This window comes from Gordonia sp. G4 (assembly GCF_057770005.1).
On the sequence record NZ_CM173442.1, the window covers coordinates 5,182,749 to 5,200,173 of the forward strand.

The following is a 17,425-nucleotide window of genomic DNA, read 5'->3' on the forward strand; positions in this document are numbered from 1 at the left end:
TCGCGGCGGCAGGGGTGTGGTCAGTGTATCGCGGTGCAACAGCCGATCAGCAGGCAATATTTCCGTCAGATCCCGAGCACGCGGATCGTCTGTCGCGTGCCGACGCTGCGCGGTTCGACGAAGGCGTCGTGCCCCTCACCGGGGACGACGATGAGTTCGGCGGACTGTCCGCGTGCGATCGCGGCGTCGACGTACCGGCGGCTGGACTCGACCGGGATCAGGTCATCGGCGTCGCCGTGGATCGCGACGACGTGGGCGTCGACCACCGGTGCCAGCAGTGGTGAGGCGTCGGAGTAGCGGCGCGGCGACTCGCTGAACGGCCGACCCATGAACGCCCGCACCGACTCCCGGTCCGCTGCACCGACGGTGTCGAGCACGGCCGCCTGGGCGATCACGGTGGTGATGGTGGCCGTGGCGGTCCGGGCTCCGAGCTGACCGACGGCCCAGACCGCGAGCTGACCACCCGCGGAATGCCCGACGACCGCGGTCGAGGCGAAGTCGACAGCGCCGGGCGGGAGCAGGTCACGGACGGGACCGTCCAGGGCACCGAGCGCGTCGAGGACATCCCGGCCGGTGTTCGGCCACCCGCCGCCCTCTTCGCCCACCCGGCGGTACTCGATGTTCCACACCGCCGCCCCGCGTTCGGCGAGCATCCGGGCGATCGCGGTCTGGGTCGTCGACCCGAACTCGACAGACCAGGACCCGCCGTGGACGAGCACCACGAGCCGCGTCGGCGTCGCGGCGCCGAGCCCCTCGGAAGGCACGTACAGGTGCCCGAATTGGGAAGGCGCAGAGCCGTATTCGATCTTGGTCCGACGCACCGGACGGCGTCCGACGACACTCATCGGGCCCACCGGCGGGTGAGCACCCCGATCGCGCCGAGGGCCACCGCGGCGGCCGTCGACGTACGCAACACCTCGGGGCCGAGCACGACCGAGTGCGCACCGAGCGCGGTCAGGTCGGCGACCTCGCCGGCATCGAGTCCGCCCTCGGGCCCGACCACGAGCAGGATCTCGGTGGCGTCGGCGAGGGGTAGCCGGGCCAGGGGTTGCGCGGCTTCCTCGTGCAGGACGGCGACGACCCCTCCCCGCGCCACGACGTCCGCGCAGCGGGCCCGGACGTCGATGGTGGTCGCGAGGTCGGTGATCTCCGGAATCCATGGTCGACGGCTCTGTTTGGCAGCTGCCGAGGCCGCGGCCCGCCATTTGGCAACGCCCTTGTCCGCCTTGCCCGTCCACCGCGACACGCACCGCAGCGCCTGCCACGGCACGATGACGTCGGCGCCGGCCTCGGTGGCGAGGTCGACCGCGAGCTCGGACCGCTCCGACTTCGGGAGCGCCTGCACCACGGTCACCTGCGGGGTCGGGCGAGCCTCGAACGCGAGGTCGTGGACGGTCGCCACCAGTGTGTCCTTGGCGGTGATCTCCCGGATCTCGCAACCGCCGACCGAGCCGGCGCCGTCGCCGACGAGGATCCGTTCGCCGACGCCCAGCCGGGCGACGGTGACCGCGTGACGACCCTCGGCGCCGCTCAGGATCAGGTCAGCGCCGGGCGCGGGCACGGAGTCCGCCCAGAACAGCGGTGGACTCACCGCGTACCCGCCGTCCCGAACGCGAACATCCACTCGGAGATCGCCGCCGCGGACACCAGGTGCCTACTTCCCGGCGAACGCGTTGCGCAGCCGCGAGAAGAGGCCGCCGGGCGCCGCGGCCGCCGAGGTGTTGACGACCTCGATCTCGTCGGCGGCGATCTTGCGGTACTTCTTCAGTGCTTCGGTCTGCGCCGCATCGAGTCTGGTCGGCACGACAACGTCGAGGTGGACGTGCATGGTGCCGCGCACACCGGAACTGACGTGCGGCATGCCCTGCCCGCGCAGCTTCACGATCTGGCCCGGCTGCGTGCCGGGCGCGACCGTCACGGTGACCGGATCGCCGAGAATCGTCTCCACCTCGAACTCGGCACCGAGCGCGGCGTCGGCCATCGGGACCTTGACGGTGCAGTGCAGGTCGTCCTTGTCGCGCAGGAACACCTCGTGCGGCCGTTCGGCGACCTCGACGTACAGATCGCCGGCGGGGCCGCCGCCGAGACCCACCTCACCCTGACCGGTGAGGCGAACCCGCATGCCGTTCTCGATTCCGGCCGGGATGCGCACGGTCATCGTGCGTCGCGAGCGGTAGCGTCCGTCGCCGCCGCACTTGTGGCAGGGGTCGGGGATGACCTCGCCGACGCCGTGGCAGGTCGGGCACTCGCGCACGGTCATGACCTGCCCGAGGAAGGAGCGCTGCACCGACTGGATCTCCCCGGCGCCCTTGCAGATGTCGCAGGTGACCGGCTTGCTGTCGCCGTTGGTTCCCGAGCCGGTACACACGTCGCAGAGGATCGCGGTGTCGACGGTGATCTCCTTGGCGACCCCCTTGGCGCACTCGGCGAGATCCAGGGTCACGTTCACCAGCGCCGGCTCACCCGGCTGGACACGGGACTTGGGTCCGCGGCCCGAGCCGAAGCCCCCGCCACCGCCGCCGAAGGCACCGCCATTGCCGAAGAACGCCTCGAAGACGTCGCCGAATCCCCCGCCGCCGCCACCGAAACCGCCGAAGCCGCCCGCACCGGCGCCGGCCAGCGGATCGCCGCCGGCGTCGACGATGCGACGCTTCTCCGGATCGGTCAGCACCTCGTAGGCGGTGCTGACCTCTTTGAACTCGTCTTCTTTGCCCGGGTTGACGTCGGGGTGCAGCTCCCGCGCCTTCTTGCGGTAGGCGCGCTTGAGCTCCTGATCACTGGCGCCCTTCGCCACTCCCAGGATTGCGTAGTAGTCACGTGCCACGGTTGTAGTGATCCTTCGGTCTCAGTTGGTGCCTGGCGGCGGGTGCTCTCACGATCGCGCGACTCGCGCGGGGACCGGCCGTCCCCGCCGTCGTCCCGGCTCCTCTTCGCGAGCGGCCGCCGTCGACGCTGCGGTGTGCCCGACAGCGATCATGGAGAAACAGCGATCATCGTTCGGCGAGCACCTCGCCGATGTACTTGGCAACGGCCGCCACCGAGGCGATGGTTCCCGGATAGTCCATCCGTGTGGGGCCGAGCACACCGACGCCGCCGAACACGGTTCCCGAAGCACCGTACCCTGTCGACACGACCGAGGTCCCACGCAGGTTCTCGGTCCGGGTCTCCTCGCCGATCTGCACCGTGACCTGGCCCATGTCCTGGGTCGTCGCCAAGATCTTGAGCACCACCACCTGCTCCTCGAGCGCCTCGAGAACGGTGTCCATCCCGCCGACGACGGGGGTGAAGTCGGCCGCCGACCGCGCGAGGTTCGACGTGCCGCCCAGCACCAGCCGATCGTCACCGCGTTCGACGAGGGTCTCCACCAGCACGGTGGCGATGTTGAGGACCGCACCGCGCAGATCCTCGGGCGCGGAGTTGGCGAGCTCGGCGACCGCGGCCGACGCGGCTTCGAGCCGTTTGCCGTGCAGTGCGGCCGAGAACAGATCGCGCAACCGGGCGATCTCGTCCTCGTCGTGGTCTTCGCTCAGCGCCACCATGCGCTGTTCGACCCGGCCGTTGTCGACGATGACGACCAGCAGCAGACGCGACGGAGACAGGGTGACGACCTCGAGGTGACGCACGGTCGCCGCCGACAGCACCGGGTACTGGATGACCGCGACCTGTCTCGTCAGCTGGGCGAGGAGCCGCACCGAGCGCCGGAGCACGTCGTCGAGGTCGACGCCGGAGTCGAGCACCGAGAGGATCGCCCGGCGCTCGGCGGCCGACAGCGGCTTGATCTCGCTGATCCGGTCGACGAACATCCGGTAGCCCTTGTCGGTGGGTACCCGGCCGGAGCTGGTGTGCGGCTGGGTGATGTATCCCTCGGCCTCCAGGACCGCCATGTCGTTGCGGACGGTGGCACTCGACACCCCCAGCTGGTGTCGCTCCACGAGCGCCTTCGAACCGATCGGTTCCTGTGTGTCGACGTAGTCGGTCACGATCGCCCGCAAGATCTCGAAGCGACGATCATCGGTGGTAGACACGCGGCACACCTCCTGACTCGGATCCCCTGCCATACAGTTGGGTGCGTTCCATAGTACGAAATGGGATCGCGATCACCGTGCCACGGCGTGGTGTCGCGCACTGACCGTCGACGCGTCGTCGCAGATCAGCAATCGTCGAGGCACGGGCGTCGGAGGAGTTCGCATGATCTTCAAGGGGGTGCGGGAGGGCAAGCCCTATCCCGACCACGGGCTGTCGACGCGTGGCTGGGCCAAGATCCCGCCGCGGCAACTCCGGCTCGACCAGCTGACGCCGATCACCAAGGTCCTCGCCTTGGACAAGCTCCTCAGCGAGGACTCCACCTTCTACGGCGACCTGTTCGCCCACGTCGTGCGGTGGGAGGGCGAGCTCTATCTGGAGGACGGCCTGCATCGCGCCGTCCGGTCGGCATTGCGCAACCGCCACATCATCCACGCCCGCACCCTCGACCTCGACGCCCTGGACCTGTCCGACGCGGCCAAACCCCTCGACGAGCAACTCCAAGACACCGCCGAGATCCCGGCGCGCCGGCCCCCGACCACGCCCGACGGCCCCGGTGCGCATCGGCGCGGTGCGCGATCGACGGGCTGGACGAGTCCGCCTCGCCCCGATCAGAGCTGGTAGGCCGACAACCGGCCCCGCGTCAGCCCCAGAGCACGCGGCGGATCACGCCGTCGGCCAGCAACCGACCCGCGTCGGTGAGCACGTAGGCGTCGTCGGCCGCGGTGAGCAGTCCGGCGGCCCGGAGCTGTTCGGCATGCGCGGTCTCGGCGTCGTCGAGGAGGTCGCGCGGCAGTCCGCTGCGGCACCGAGTGGTCAGCATGACGGCCTCGAGGTGCCGGTCCTCGGGGGTCAGCTGTTCTGCCGAAGCGATCGGCAAGACCCCGTCCGCCAGCGACTTCGCATAGCGCGCAGGATGTTTGGCGTTCAGCCAGCGCACGCCGGCGACGTGGGAATGCGCCCCCGGACCGATGCCCCACCAGTCGTTGCTGTGCCAGTAGGCGATGTTGTGACGACACACCGACTTCTCGCCGCGCGCCCAGTTCGACACCTCGTACCAGTCGAGTCCGTCCGCACGCAGACGACGGTCGAGGATCTGATAGCGGTCGGCGAGGACGTCGTCGTCGGGTGCTGGCATCTCCCCGCGCCGGATGCGGCGGGCGAGCGCGGTGCCGTCCTCGACGATCAGCGCGTAGGCCGACACATGGTCGACCCCGGCGTCGAGCACCGCATCAACGGTGGCGTGCAGGTCGGCGTCGGTCTCGCCGGGCGTGCCGTAGATCAGGTCGAGGTTGACGTGGTCGAACCCGGCCGCTCGTGCCTCCCTGGCGGCCGCAACCGCCCGACCCGGGGTGTGCGTGCGATCGAGCAGCCGGAGCACGTGTGCGGCGGCCGACTGCATGCCGAGCGAGATGCGGGTGAAACCGGCGGAGCGGAGGTCGTCGAAGAACTCCGGCGAGGTCGACTCCGGATTCGACTCGGTGGTGATCTCGACGTCGTCGGACAGGTCGAAGTGGACCCGGACGGCGTCGAGGAGTCGTGTGAGGCCGTCGCCGCCGAGCAGCGACGGCGTGCCCCCGCCGACGAAGATCGTCGAGACCGGCCGGCCGGGGGCCAGCATCCGCGACGCCGCCTCGAGTTCGCGGGCGACCGCGTGCTGCCACGATTCCGGCGACGACGACGAACCGAGTTCGCCCGCCGTATAGGTGTTGAAGTCGCAGTACCCACACCGGGTCGCGCAGAACGGGACGTGCAGGTACAGCGCGAGTGGTACGTCCGTGTCGACCTCGCGGCACGCAGCGGCGACCAGGTCGGCTGCGATGGTGGTGGTGTCGACGTTCACCGTTCCATGATGCCGATCGCGGCGACGTGGACGGAAATCGTCGCCCAGATCGGGAACAGCGCAGTACTCGACGGCGTTGTGCGGCGCAGGCAGGCGTGGAGGCCGGCCTGGTTTCCATCATCATGATGGAAAATAACCCCAAGTAGACGAGCCGATAGGGAGCGTGGCACTATGGACCGCGTGATTTTCCCCGGGGTGTGGCTCGCAGCTCGACGCCACATTGATCTCAAGCGCGTCAACAGCGCTTTCTGTCGCATCTAGCGACGTCTCGGCCCCGATTTGTCCCCGATTCCCTGGGGATGCCGGCACGTTTCAGCCCGTAACTCGTGCAACGAACGCCGGCCCTGTGCGCCGGCACAGGAGAGTTCATGACGTCCACCACCGACGCCCCCGCCGCTTCCGGTCCGGGTGCACCGAACGACGCTGCCGCTGCAGAGCCGGCCGCCGCGAAGCCCGCGCGCCCGGCCCGCAAGGCTCGTCCGACCAAGCGCCGCGCCGAGGGTCAGTGGAAGCTCGGTTATCGCGAGCCGCTGAACCCCAACGAGCAGGTCAAGAAGGACGACAACCCGCTCAACGTGCGTGCGCGCATCGAGAACATCTATTCCAAGCAGGGTTTCGACTCGATCGACAAACAGGACCTGCGCGGCCGGATGCGCTGGTGGGGTCTCTACACCCAGCGCGCCGAGGGTTACGACGGCACCTGGACCGGCGACGAGAACATCGACATCCTCGAGGACAGCCACTTCATGATGCGGGTGCGCTGCGACGGCGGTGCGCTCAACGTTGCTCAGCTGCGCACCCTCGGTGAGATCTCCACCGAGTTCGCCCGCGACACCGCCGACCTCTCCGACCGGGAGAACGTCCAGTACCACTGGATCCGCATCGAGGACGTCCCGACCATCTGGGAGCGCCTCGAGGGCGTGGGGCTGCAGACCACCGAGGCCTGCGGCGACTGCCCCCGCGTCGTGCTGGGTTCGCCTCTCGCCGGCGAGTCCCTCGACGAGGTCCTCGACCCTACCCCGGCCATCGACGAAATCGTCCGCCGCTACATCGGCGACCCGAAGTACTCGAACCTGCCGCGCAAGTTCAAGACCGCGATCTCGGGCCAGCAGGACGTGGTCCACGAGATCAACGACGTCGCGTTCGTCGGCGTCGTGCATCCCGAGCACGGCCCCGGACTGGACCTCTGGGTCGGCGGCGGATTGTCCACCAACCCGATGCTCGCCCAGCGCGTCGGCGCCTGGGTGCCGCTCGACGAGGTGCCCGACGTCTGGGAGGCCGTGGTCTCGATCTTCCGCGACTACGGGTACCGGCGTCTGCGCGCCAAGGCGCGGCTGAAGTTCCTCATCAAGGACTGGGGCATCGAGAAGTTCCGCCAGGTGCTCGAGGACGAATACCTGGGGCGCAAGCTGATCGACGGCCCGGCGCCGGAAAAGCCGGAGCGTCCGATCGACCACATCGGTGTGCAGAAGCTGAGCAACGGACTCAACGCGATCGGCTTCTCCCCCATCGCCGGTCGCGTCTCGGGCACGATCCTGACCAAGACCGCCGACGCGGTCGCCGCGGCCGGTTCCGACCGTGTGCGCTTCACCCCGTACCAGAAGCTGATCGTCCTCGACGTCCCCGACGACAAGGTCGAGTGGCTGATCGACGAGCTCAAGCCGCTCGGCCTGCACGGCCGGCCCACGCGGTGGCGCCGGAACCTGCTGGCGTGCAGCGGCATCGAGTTCTGCAAGCTGTCGTTCACCGAGACCCGCAAGCGCTCGCAGGTCCTCGCCCCGGAACTGGACGAGCGGCTGGCCGACATCAACGCGAAGCTCGACGTGCCGATCACGGTGAACATCAACGGCTGCCCCAACTCCTGCGGACGGTCGCAGATCGCCGACATCGGCTTCAAGGGACAGCTCGTCGAGGACGCCGACGGCAACCAGACCGACGGCTTCCAGGTCCACCTCGGCGGCAGCCTGGGCCTGGACTCGGGTTTCGGTCGCAAGTTGCGCCAGCACAAGGTGCTGGGTACCGAACTGGGCGACTACATCGAGCGCGTGGTCCGCAACTTCGTCGACCAACGCGAAGAGGGTGAACGGTTCGCGCAGTGGGCCGTTCGTGCCGATGAGGAGGCGCTGCGATGACCATCGAGACCACCACCCGTACGGGCCGGCGCTTCAGCGAGGACCAGCTGCGGGACATCGCCGAGAAGGGTGCTGCGGACCTCGGTTCCGACGCCACCCCGGAGGAATTGATCCGCTGGACCGCGCAGACCTTCGGCACCAACTTCGTCGTCGCGTCGAACATGCAGGACGCGGCCCTGGTCGACCTCGCCGTGAAGAACATCGACCGTGAGTTGCTCGACGGCGACCCGGTCAAGGTGCTCTTCCTCGACACCGGATACCACTTCGCCGAGACCATCGGCACCCGCGACGCCGTCGAGCAGGTGTATAACCATTCTGCCCCTCGCTTCGCTCGACCGGGCGTGGAGATGGTGAACCTGACCCCCGAGCACAGCGTCGCCGAGCAGGACGAACTGTTGGGCCGCAACCTCTTCGCCCGCGACCCGGGCGAATGCTGCCGACTGCGGAAAGTCGTGCCGCTCAAGGCCGGACTCGCCGGGTACGACGCGTGGATCACGGGCATCCGTCGTGTGGAGGCACCGACTCGGGCCAACGCGCCGCTCATCTCCTTCGACGAGGGCTTCGGACTGGTAAAGATCAACCCGATCGCGGCCTGGTCCGACGAGACGATGCAGGACTACATCGACACCAACGGCGTGCTGGTGAATCCGCTCGTCGACGAGGGATATCCCTCGATCGGGTGCGCACCGTGCACCGCCAAACCCGAACCCGGATCCGATCCGCGCAGCGGCCGCTGGGCCGGTCGCGCCAAGACAGAATGTGGGCTGCACGCATGACCGTGACCGAAACACCGTCCGTTCCGGCGACGAGCGGCGCCGCCGCTGCCCAGACGAGCGGCGCCGCCGCGGAGGCCGACGAGTTCACCACACTCGACGCCCTGGAGTCCGAGGCGATCCACATCTTCCGCGAGGTCGCGGGAGAGTTCGAGCGGCCGGTGATCCTGTTCTCCGGCGGCAAGGACTCCACCGTGCTCCTGCACGTCGCGCTCAAGGCGTTCTGGCCTGCGCCCCTGCCCTTCTCGCTGCTGCACGTCGACACCGGGCACAACCTGCCCGAGGTCCTCGAGTTCCGTGACCAGGTCGTGGAACGGCACAACCTGCGGCTGCACGTGGCCAGGGTGGAGGACTACCTCGCGGACGGCCGGCTCACCGAGCGCCCCGACGGGGTCCGCAACCCGCTGCAGACCATCCCCCTGCTCGACGCGATCACCGAGAACCGTTTCGACGCGGTGTTCGGCGGCGGTCGGCGCGACGAGGAGCGGTCGCGCGCCAAGGAGCGGATCTTCTCGCTGCGCAACGCCTTCGGCCAGTGGGACCCGAAGCGACAGCGCCCCGAGCTGTGGAACCTCTACAACGGCCGCCACGCCCCGGGTGAGCACGTGCGGGTGTTCCCGCTGTCGAACTGGACCGAGCTCGACATCTGGCGCTACATCGCTCGCGAGCAGGTGCTCCTCCCGTCGATCTACTACGCCCATGAGCGCGAGGTCTACCAGCGCGACGGCATGTGGATGACCTCGGGAGTCTGGGGCGGTCCCCGCGAAGGCGAAGAGGTGCAGCGACTCTCGGTGCGCTACCGCACCGTCGGCGACGGCTCCTCGACCGGCGCGGTCCTCTCCGACGCCACGGACAACGAGGCCGTGCTCGCCGAGGTCGCGGCGTCGCGGCTGACCGAACGTGGCGCCACCCGTGGCGACGACCGGGTCTCCGAGGCAGCCATGGAAGACCGTAAGCGCGAAGGATATTTCTGATGAAGCACGCTCCTGATCTCCTCCGCATCGCGACCGCGGGCAGCGTCGACGACGGTAAGTCCACGCTCGTGGGCCGCCTGCTGTACGACACGAAATCCGTTCTGGCCGACCAGATCGACGCGGTCACGAAGGCTTCTGTGGACCGCGGTCTCGACACCCCGGACCTGTCGCTGCTCGTCGACGGGCTGCGGGCCGAGCGCGAACAGGGCATCACCATCGATGTCGCCTACCGCTACTTCGCAACTCCCGCGCGCTCGTTCGTGCTCGCCGACACCCCCGGGCACGTCCAGTACACCCGCAACACGGTGTCGGGTGCGTCGACTGCGCAACTGGTGATACTGCTCGTCGACGCCCGCACCGGCGTCGTCGCCCAGACCCGCCGCCACGCCGCGGTGATGGCACTGCTCGGCGTGCCCCAGCTGGTGCTCGCGGTCAACAAGATCGACCTCGTCACCGATCAGGCGTCGGTGTTCGCCGAGATCTCCGCTGAATTCGCCGATCTCACCCGGTCGCTGGGTTGGTCCGCCGAGCAGGTCACCGCGATCCCGGTGTCGGCGCTGCACGGCGACAACGTGGCGCACCGCTCGGAGACCACCGCCTTCTACGACGGGCCGACACTCATCGAGCATCTCGAGACCGTGCCCAATCTGGTGGAGCGCAACGACGTCGGCCTGCGGTTCCCGGTCCAGTACGTCATCCGTCCCCGCACGCCGGAACACCCCGACTACCGTGGTTACGCGGGTCAGATCGCCGCCGGCCGGGTCTCCGTCGGCGACGAGGTGGTCGTCCTGCCGTCGGGGCAGCGGACCACCGTCAGCCAGATCGACACCGCCGACGGCGAATTGCCCACCGCGCACACCGGACGCAGTGTCACGATTCTGCTGGCAGACGACGTCGACATCTCGCGCGGCGACCTCATCGCCGCCGCCGCTGACGCCCCGGAACCGTTGCAGCAGTTCAGCGCAACGGTCTGTTGGCTCGCCGAGAAGCCGCTGCGCCCGGGCGCTCGCCTGCTCCTCAAGCACGGCACCAAGACCACCCAGGCGATCGTCGGCGCCCTCGACGCGCTGTTCGACGAGCAGAACCTCGCCCTGGTGGAGGCTCCGGAATCGGTGGAGCTCAACCAGATCGTGCGGATCTCGGTGCAGACCGCCGAGCCGATCCCGGCCGACGACTACCAGGTCAACCGGGAGTCGGGCAGCTTCCTGGTCATCGACCCGCAGGGCGGGAACACGCTGGCCGCGGGCCTCGTGGGCGACGCCTTGGCGCCGCTCCATCTCAAAGAGTTGGTGTGACACCGACTCTCGTCCTCGCCGCACACGGCAGTCGCGATCCGCGCTTCGGCGCGACCGCGCGCCGTGTGCGGAACGCCGTCGCGTCGAGCCTGCCCGGTGTCGAGGTGGTGCTTTCCTATCTCGACCTCGACGAGCCACTCGTGGGCGACGTTCTCGGACAGCTCGACGGGGCGCATTCGACGCACCACGGTCCGGTCGTCGTACCGATGCTGCTGTCGGCGGGGTACCACCACAAGATCGACCTACCGTCGATCATCGCGTCGCGACGACCGACCGCCCGGCAGACCGACGTCATGGGGACCCGGTCGTTGGCCGGGGCACTGGCGGACCGTCTGATCGAGGCCGGCCTCGGCCCGCACGACGGTGTGATCCTGTCCGCGGTCGGGTCCTCCGACCCGGCCGCCGATCGTTCGGTGCGCCTACGGGCGATCGAACTGTCGACACGGCTCCACCGTCCGGTCGAGGTGGTCTTCGCGACCAAGCTGGGGCCGCACGATCGCGCCGTCGTCTCGGCCGTGCGCCGACTCCGCGCCGGCGGTGCCCGACGTATCGCGGTGAGTCCGTACTTCCTGTCGGCCGGACTGCTCACCGAGCGGGTCGAGTCGGCGCTCGACGCCCTGGTCGACGACACCCTCGTCGCCGGTCCCCTCGGCACCCATCCGGACGTCATCGAGGCGATCGGGTCGCTCTACCGCACGGCGGCGGATCAACGAGTGGTGCCCGCTGGGTACCACCCCGCTCCTTGAGGGGACCCTCAGGTCCCAGCCCCTGCTCCCTGAGGTGCGAGGAGCGCAAGCCGCCGGGCCGAGCAAGCGACGAAGGAGCGCGTCGAGGTCGACGAGCCACGAAGGGCGGGCGAGGCACGTCACCACCCCCTTCGTGGCTCGCTTCGCTCGCACCTCAGGGAGCATGAGAAACAAGCCGCGAAGCGGATGACGCTCAGCCCGTGACAAGCCAGGCGATGATGACCAGGACCAGCAGCGCCAGCAGCGCGAAGGTGACCGGCGAGCGCAGTATCTTCTTCACAATCCGGTCCCGTCGTCGTCAGCGAAGCGGCGTCGGTCGACCAGCGTGGCAGCGGCGTCGACCAGCAAACTGAGCACGTAGGCGATGAGGATCGCCACCGGGATCACGACGGCGACGGTCACCAGCAACTGGGGCACGAAGGACAGGCCCGTGAGCCACTCCTCCACGCTGTCCCACCAGTCGAAGAACGCCGACACCTCATCACCCCGTCATCTGTGCATTCGTTCCCGCGGGCAGCCGTATATCCGTCCGCGGCGTCTGCGTCGCTCCGAGTCCGTGATCACCGCCACTGTCTCCCTCACGGGAGCCGAGTGGCGTCGGCGAGAACCCGTCGCGATGATGGAACTCATGTCTGTCGCAGATGACTCCACCGTAACGTCCCTGCCGACCGTGCCGCCGCGGGCATCCGGGACCGCGGCCGACGTCTCCCCGGCGGCTCCTCCGGCTCCGTCGCACACGAGCGCCTTCCCGCCGATCGGCGACTACGCGTTCCTGTCCGACACCGAGACCAACTGTCTCATCGCGCGCAACGGCTCCGTCGAGTGGATGTGCATACCCCGGCCCGATTCACCGAGCGTCTTCGGCGCCATCCTCGACCGTAGTGCCGGCCACTTCCGACTGGCGCCCTACGGCGTGAACGTCCCGGTGGATCGGCGCTACCTGCCCGGCAGCCTGATGGTCGAGACCACCTGGCAGACCGACACCGGTTGGATCATCGTCCGTGACGCACTGGTCATGGGTCCGTGGCACGACAACGAACGTCGTTCGAAGACGCACCGCCGGACGCCCACCGACTGGGACGCCGAGCACATCCTGCTGCGCACCGTGCGCTGCGTGTCCGGCACCGTCGAACTGCACATGAGTTGCGAACCCGCCTTCGACTACCACCGCGGGACGACGAAGTGGGAGTACTCGGGCCCGGCCTACGGCGAGGCGATCGCGACCGCCAAGGACACCGATGCCGACACGCCCACCTTGAAACTCACCACGGACCTCCGGCTGGGTCTGGAGGGTCGCGAAGCGCGGGCACGTACCCGGCTCGTCGAAGGCGACAACCGCTTCGTCGCACTCAGCTGGTCCCGGCAGCCGGCGCCGCAGAACTTCGAGGAAGCCGCCCAGAAGATGTGGGCGACAAGCGAGTCGTGGCGGCAGTGGATCAACATCGGCAGCTTCCCCGATCATCCGTGGCGCTCACATCTGCAGCGTTCGGCCCTCACGCTGAAGGGACTCACCTACTCCCCGACCGGCGCGCTGCTCGCCGCCGCGACCACGTCGCTGCCGGAAACGCCTCAGGGCGAGCGCAACTGGGACTACCGCTATGCGTGGGTGCGGGACTCGACCTTCGCCCTGTGGGGTCTGTACACGCTCGGTCTCGACCGCGAGGCCGACGACTTCTTCTCCTTCATCGCCGATGTCTCGGGCATCACCAACGGGGAACGTCATCCGCTGCAGGTGATGTACGGCGTCGGCGGCGAACGCACCCTGGAAGAGGAAGAGCTGACCCATCTCTCGGGCTACGACGGCGCCCGGCCGGTCCGTATCGGCAACGGCGCGTACAACCAGGCACAGCACGACATCTGGGGCACGATGCTCGACTCGGTGTACCTCAACATCAAGTCGCACGAAGCGGTGCCGGAGACGTTGTGGCCCGTGCTGAAGGCCCAGGTCGAAGAAGCGATCAAGCACTGGAAGGATCCCGACCGCGGCATCTGGGAGGTGCGCGGGGAGCCGCAGCATTTCACGTCCTCGAAGGTCATGTGCTGGGTCGCCCTCGACCGCGGGTCACGCCTCGCGACGATGCACGGCGAGCAGGCCCACGCGCGCGAGTGGGCCGCGATCGCGGAGGAGATCAAGGCCGACGTCCTGGCGCACGGGGTCAACGAGCGCGGGGTGTTCACCCAGCGTTACGGCGACGACGCGCTCGATGCCTCGTTACTACTCGTCCCGCTGCTGCGATTCCTGCCGCCGGACGACCCCCGGGTGCGCGCAACGGTTCTCGCGATCGCCGACGAACTCACCGAGAACGAACTGGTGCTCCGCTACCGGGTCGAGGAGACCGACGACGGCCTCAGCGGCGAAGAGGGTACGTTCACCATCTGCTCGTTCTGGCTGGTGTCGGCCCTCGTCGAGATCGGCGAACTGCCACGGGCGAAGACGCTGTGTGAACGACTGCTGTCCTACTCGAGCCCGCTCAAGCTGTACGCCGAGGAGATCGACGCCAAGACCGGACAGCACCTCGGCAACTTCCCGCAGGCGTTCACCCACCTCGCCCTCATCAACGCGGTGATGCATGTGATCCGCGCCGAGGAAGCCGCCCACCAGGCCACCTTCCAGCCGGCGAATCACTGAGCGCGACGAGCCGAAACGCGCTCAGTCCAACCGCCAGTCCTCGTAGGCGCGTGGGTCGTTGATCGGTTCGACATGCAGGGTCACGGTGAGATCGTCGACCGCGGCGCGGAGTTCGTCCTCGATCGTCTCGGCCAGATCGTGCGCGCGCTGCACCGACCAGTCACCGGGGACGAGCATGTGCAACTGGACGAACCGTTCGTGGCCGGCCTCCCGCGTGCGGACGTCGTGGAAGTCGATCCGGTCGGCGCGGTGACGCGCGAGGACGGCGTCGATCGCGGCGCGCAGGTCGTCGGGCAGCGCCGAGTCCATCAGTCCCGCACCGGATCGCCAGACCAACCGTCCGCCCACGACGAGGATGTTGGCAGCCACCGCGATGGCGATCAGCGGGTCGAGCGGCAGCCAGCCGGTCACGGCGACCAGGAACACACCGACCACCACGCCGGCCGTCGTCCACACGTCGGTCATGAGATGCCGGCCGTCGGCTTCGAGGGTCAGCGACCGATGACGTCGACCGGCGCGGATGAGCACCCAGCCGACGACCGCGTTGACCACCGTCGCGCCCACCGAGATCGCCAGTCCCATGCCGACTTCGTCCAGTTCCTCCGGGTGGAGCAGGCGGTCGACGGCCGTCGCGACGATGACGACCGCCGCGACGACGATCATCACCCCCTCGAACACCGCCGAGAGGTATTCCGCCTTGGTGTGCCCGAAGTTGTGGCTCCGGTCCGGTGGCTTCGCCGCCACCCGCAGCGCGACGAACGCACCGATCGCCGCAACGAGGTTGACGGTGGACTCCAGCGCGTCGGAGAGCAGACCGACCGAGCCGGTGACCCGCCAGGCGATTAGTTTGAGACCGATCACGACGATCGCGGTCACGATGCTCAGCACCGCGAACGCCGACAGGTCCCGGCGCGGGGTGCGCGTCGTCGTCATGACCGGGACCCGATCAGGCCGCGAGCCCCCGGCGCCGCAGCAGCGGTTCGATACGCGGCCGGCGACCGATCAGGCCCTCATGTGCGACAAGCGGATCCACGCTGTCGCCGCGGGAGAGAGTGGCGTCGGCGAACCGGCGGCCGTTCTCGCGACGCAGCCCGCCCTCGGCAAGGAACCATTGCTCGGTCTCGGCGTCGAGTACCTCCGACCAGATGTAGCTGTAGTAGCCGGCGGAGTAGCCGCCACCGAAGATGTGGTTGAAGTACGAGCTCCGGTAGCGCGGCGGGATCAGTTCGGTGTGCAGGCCCGCGTCGGTGAGCGCCCGCGCCTCGAAGGCCTCGACATCGGCCACCGCCTCGGCCTCCGCCACCGACAACCGGTGCCAGGCCAGGTCCAGCGAGGATGCGGCGAGGTATTCGATGGTGCCGTGCGCGGACTCGGCTCCCGCCGACTCCCGCGCCGCATCGGCGAGCTCGGCCGGGATCGGCTCTCCGGTCTCGTGATGCCGGGCATAGTTCGCCAGCACGTCCGGGTGCAGCGCCCACATCTCGTTCACCTGCGACGGGAACTCGACGAAGTCCCGCGGTACCGACGTCCCGGATTGCGACGGGTAGTCGACCGACGACAGCAACCCGTGCAGGGCGTGCCCGAACTCGTGGAAGAGCGTGGTGAGCTGATCCATCGTGAGCAGACACGGTTGTCCGGCATCGGGTTTGGTCAGGTTCAGCACGTTCACGATGATCGGCTGGGTGTGCAGGACCGACGACTGGTCGACGATGTTGTTCATCCACGCCCCGCCGCGTTTCGACGGTCGGGCGAAGAAGTCGCCGAGGAAGAGCCCGATACCGACGCCCGCGTCGTCGCGTACCTCCCAGGCGCGCACATCCGGGTGGTACAGCGGGAGATCGGTGATCTCCCGAAAGCTGAGGCCGTACAGCTTGTTCGCGGCGAAGAAGACACCCCTGGTCAGCACCGCGTCCAGTTCGCAATAGTTCGCGAAGTCGTCGAGCGGCACCGCCGAGTGCGACCGCTTCTCCCGATCGAGCCAGAAGGTGAGATCGGCGGGGCCGATCGGCGCGTCACCCGCGAACTCGGTGAGCCGGGTGAGTTCGCGGCCACCGGCACGCATGGCCGAGGAGTTGAGCTCGCGCAGCATGTCGTCGACGGCCCCCGGGTCCGGCGCCGTCTGCTCGGCGATCACGTATTCGGCGTGGTCCCGGTAGCCGAGCATCTCTGCTCGGCGTGCCCGCAGGCGGACGATCTCGAGGACCAGTTCCCGGGTGTCGTGTTCGTTGCCTCGGGCGCACCGCCCCACCGACGCGTCGAACACCCGCCGGCGCACATCGGCATTCGTCACTTCGGTGAGCACCGACTGACTCGTCGGCAGTTCGAGCGTGAGGAGGTATCCGCTGTCGTGCCCGGCCTCGCCGGCGGCACGGCGGGCGGCGGCGATCTGTCCGGCCGACAGACCGTCCAGTTCGGCGGCATCGTCGACGAGCACCGCCGAGTCGTTGGTGTCGTCGAGGATCTTCTGGGAGAACGTCGTCGTGAGATAGGCCAGGCGGGAAGCGATCTCCCGCATCTCACCCTGTGCGTCGGGGTCGAGTCCGGCTCCGGCGCGGACCGATTCCCGGTACCGCTTGTCGAGCAGCCGGCGCTGGGCTTCGGTGAGATCGAGTTCGTCGGCGCGCGAGTGGAGGTCGGAGATCCGTTCGAAGAGAACCGGATTCATTGCGATCGTGTTCGAGTGATCGGTCAGGAGCGTCGACAGCTCCTGGGAGATCGCGTTGCGTCTGGGGTTCGTGTCGGGTCCGACGAGGTTGAAGAAGATCCCCGACGCGCAGGCCAGGTCGCGCCCCGACAACTCCAGGGCTTCGATCGTGTTGGTGAAGGTGGGCGCCGCGGGATCGGCCGCGATCGCCTGCACCTCGGCCACATGCGACGCCATGGCCTCGGTGAACGCCGGCAGGAAGTCGTCGTCGGAGATCGACGCGAAGTCGGGGAGGTCGTAGGGCAGGCCGCTTTGCGCCAGTACCGGATTGGCGCCCTGTGCTGCGGTCATCGTCTCCCGCTCCCG

Annotated in this window: 15 protein-coding genes; 7 read left to right on the top strand and 8 right to left on the bottom strand. The window is 68.7% G+C overall.

From position 1 onward, the window contains the following. Positions 1 to 65: 65 nt before the first annotated feature. From AC3B5T_RS23430 to hrcA, 4 genes are all read right to left on the bottom strand, one after another. On the bottom strand, positions 66 to 845 hold the full coding sequence (locus AC3B5T_RS23430; protein WP_055475524.1) for an alpha/beta hydrolase family protein: 780 nt from the start codon (positions 843 to 845) through the stop codon (positions 66 to 68). Continuing rightward, entirely contained in the window at positions 842 to 1,591 is a 750-nt protein-coding gene (locus AC3B5T_RS23435; RefSeq protein WP_055475478.1) for a 16S rRNA (uracil(1498)-N(3))-methyltransferase, read from the bottom strand. The genes AC3B5T_RS23430 and AC3B5T_RS23435 overlap by 4 nt, the downstream gene beginning before the upstream one ends. A gap of 63 nt (positions 1,592 to 1,654) precedes the next feature. Further along, positions 1,655 to 2,824 carry a molecular chaperone DnaJ gene (dnaJ, locus tag AC3B5T_RS23440; protein WP_055475479.1) on the bottom strand — a complete coding sequence of 390 codons (1,170 nt, stop codon included), beginning with the start codon at positions 2,822 to 2,824 and terminating at the stop codon, positions 1,655 to 1,657. Positions 2,825 to 2,990: 166 nt separating this feature from the next. Next, positions 2,991 to 4,025 (bottom strand): heat-inducible transcriptional repressor HrcA, encoded by a 1,035-nt coding sequence (gene hrcA / locus AC3B5T_RS23445; protein ID WP_055475525.1) that lies wholly within the window; start codon positions 4,023 to 4,025, stop codon positions 2,991 to 2,993. A gap of 163 nt (positions 4,026 to 4,188) precedes the next feature. On the opposite strand from hrcA, the gene AC3B5T_RS23450 reads away from it, so the two are divergent. Beyond that, positions 4,189 to 4,647 (top strand): type II toxin-antitoxin system VapB family antitoxin, encoded by a 459-nt coding sequence (locus AC3B5T_RS23450; RefSeq protein WP_055475480.1) that lies wholly within the window; start codon positions 4,189 to 4,191, stop codon positions 4,645 to 4,647. A gap of 19 nt (positions 4,648 to 4,666) precedes the next feature. Here the strand turns inward: AC3B5T_RS23450 and hemW are convergent, their stop codons facing one another. Next, positions 4,667 to 5,866 (bottom strand): radical SAM family heme chaperone HemW, encoded by a 1,200-nt coding sequence (gene hemW, locus AC3B5T_RS23455; protein WP_055475481.1) that lies wholly within the window; start codon positions 5,864 to 5,866, stop codon positions 4,667 to 4,669. Positions 5,867 to 6,234: 368 nt separating this feature from the next. Between hemW and AC3B5T_RS23460 the strand changes: the two genes are divergently transcribed. Genes AC3B5T_RS23460 through AC3B5T_RS23480 form a run of 5 tightly spaced genes read left to right on the top strand, consistent with a single transcriptional unit; the run spans position 6,235 to position 11,786 of the window. Beyond that, positions 6,235 to 7,998: a nitrite/sulfite reductase gene (locus tag AC3B5T_RS23460; protein WP_055475482.1), complete on the top strand. Its 1,764-nt coding sequence runs from the start codon at positions 6,235 to 6,237 to the stop codon at positions 7,996 to 7,998. Then, positions 7,995 to 8,774: a phosphoadenylyl-sulfate reductase gene (locus AC3B5T_RS23465; RefSeq protein ID WP_055475483.1), complete on the top strand. Its 780-nt coding sequence runs from the start codon at positions 7,995 to 7,997 to the stop codon at positions 8,772 to 8,774. Before AC3B5T_RS23460 ends, AC3B5T_RS23465 begins: the two co-directional genes overlap by 4 nt. Continuing rightward, entirely contained in the window at positions 8,756 to 9,745 is a 990-nt protein-coding gene (gene cysD, locus AC3B5T_RS23470; protein ID WP_189340120.1) for a sulfate adenylyltransferase subunit CysD, read from the top strand. Before AC3B5T_RS23465 ends, cysD begins: the two co-directional genes overlap by 19 nt. Next, positions 9,745 to 11,040 (top strand): sulfate adenylyltransferase subunit 1, encoded by a 1,296-nt coding sequence (locus AC3B5T_RS23475; RefSeq protein WP_055475485.1) that lies wholly within the window; start codon positions 9,745 to 9,747, stop codon positions 11,038 to 11,040. Before cysD ends, AC3B5T_RS23475 begins: the two co-directional genes overlap by 1 nt. Continuing rightward, positions 11,037 to 11,786 carry a sirohydrochlorin chelatase gene (locus AC3B5T_RS23480; protein ID WP_055475486.1) on the top strand — a complete coding sequence of 250 codons (750 nt, stop codon included), beginning with the start codon at positions 11,037 to 11,039 and terminating at the stop codon, positions 11,784 to 11,786. Before AC3B5T_RS23475 ends, AC3B5T_RS23480 begins: the two co-directional genes overlap by 4 nt. Before the next feature lie 276 nt (positions 11,787 to 12,062). Here AC3B5T_RS23480 and AC3B5T_RS23485 read toward each other — a convergent pair whose 3' ends face one another. Then, positions 12,063 to 12,263, bottom strand: a complete 201-nt coding sequence (locus tag AC3B5T_RS23485) for a hypothetical protein (protein WP_055475487.1) — start codon at positions 12,261 to 12,263, stop codon at positions 12,063 to 12,065. A 151-nt stretch (positions 12,264 to 12,414) separates the two neighbouring features. On the opposite strand from AC3B5T_RS23485, the gene AC3B5T_RS23490 reads away from it, so the two are divergent. Beyond that, positions 12,415 to 14,415, top strand: a complete 2,001-nt coding sequence (locus AC3B5T_RS23490; RefSeq protein WP_055475526.1) for a glycoside hydrolase family 15 protein — start codon at positions 12,415 to 12,417, stop codon at positions 14,413 to 14,415. 21 nt (positions 14,416 to 14,436) lie between these two features. Here AC3B5T_RS23490 and AC3B5T_RS23495 read toward each other — a convergent pair whose 3' ends face one another. Next, on the bottom strand, positions 14,437 to 15,348 hold the full coding sequence (locus AC3B5T_RS23495; RefSeq protein WP_055475488.1) for a cation diffusion facilitator family transporter: 912 nt from the start codon (positions 15,346 to 15,348) through the stop codon (positions 14,437 to 14,439). 13 nt (positions 15,349 to 15,361) lie between these two features. Beyond that, entirely contained in the window at positions 15,362 to 17,410 is a 2,049-nt protein-coding gene (locus tag AC3B5T_RS23500) for a M3 family metallopeptidase (RefSeq protein ID WP_055475489.1), read from the bottom strand. Positions 17,411 to 17,425: the final 15 nt, after the last annotated feature.

Bases quoted from the DNA above. Each gene is read 5' to 3' on its own strand.
- AC3B5T_RS23430 (WP_055475524.1), bottom strand. From the start codon at position 845: ATGAGTGTCGTCGGACGCCGTCCGGTGCGTCGGACCAAGATCGAATAC.
- AC3B5T_RS23450 (WP_055475480.1), top strand. From the start codon at position 4,189: ATGATCTTCAAGGGGGTGCGGGAGGGCAAGCCCTATCCCGACCACGGG.
- AC3B5T_RS23460 (WP_055475482.1), top strand. From the start codon at position 6,235: ATGACGTCCACCACCGACGCCCCCGCCGCTTCCGGTCCGGGTGCACCG.
- AC3B5T_RS23465 (WP_055475483.1), top strand. From the start codon at position 7,995: ATGACCATCGAGACCACCACCCGTACGGGCCGGCGCTTCAGCGAGGAC.
- cysD (WP_189340120.1), top strand. From the start codon at position 8,756: ATGTGGGCTGCACGCATGACCGTGACCGAAACACCGTCCGTTCCGGCG.
- AC3B5T_RS23475 (WP_055475485.1), top strand. From the start codon at position 9,745: ATGAAGCACGCTCCTGATCTCCTCCGCATCGCGACCGCGGGCAGCGTC.
- AC3B5T_RS23490 (WP_055475526.1), top strand. From the start codon at position 12,415: ATGTCTGTCGCAGATGACTCCACCGTAACGTCCCTGCCGACCGTGCCG.
- AC3B5T_RS23495 (WP_055475488.1), bottom strand. From the start codon at position 15,348: ATGACGACGACGCGCACCCCGCGCCGGGACCTGTCGGCGTTCGCGGTG.
- AC3B5T_RS23500 (WP_055475489.1), bottom strand. From the start codon at position 17,410: ATGACCGCAGCACAGGGCGCCAATCCGGTACTGGCGCAAAGCGGCCTG.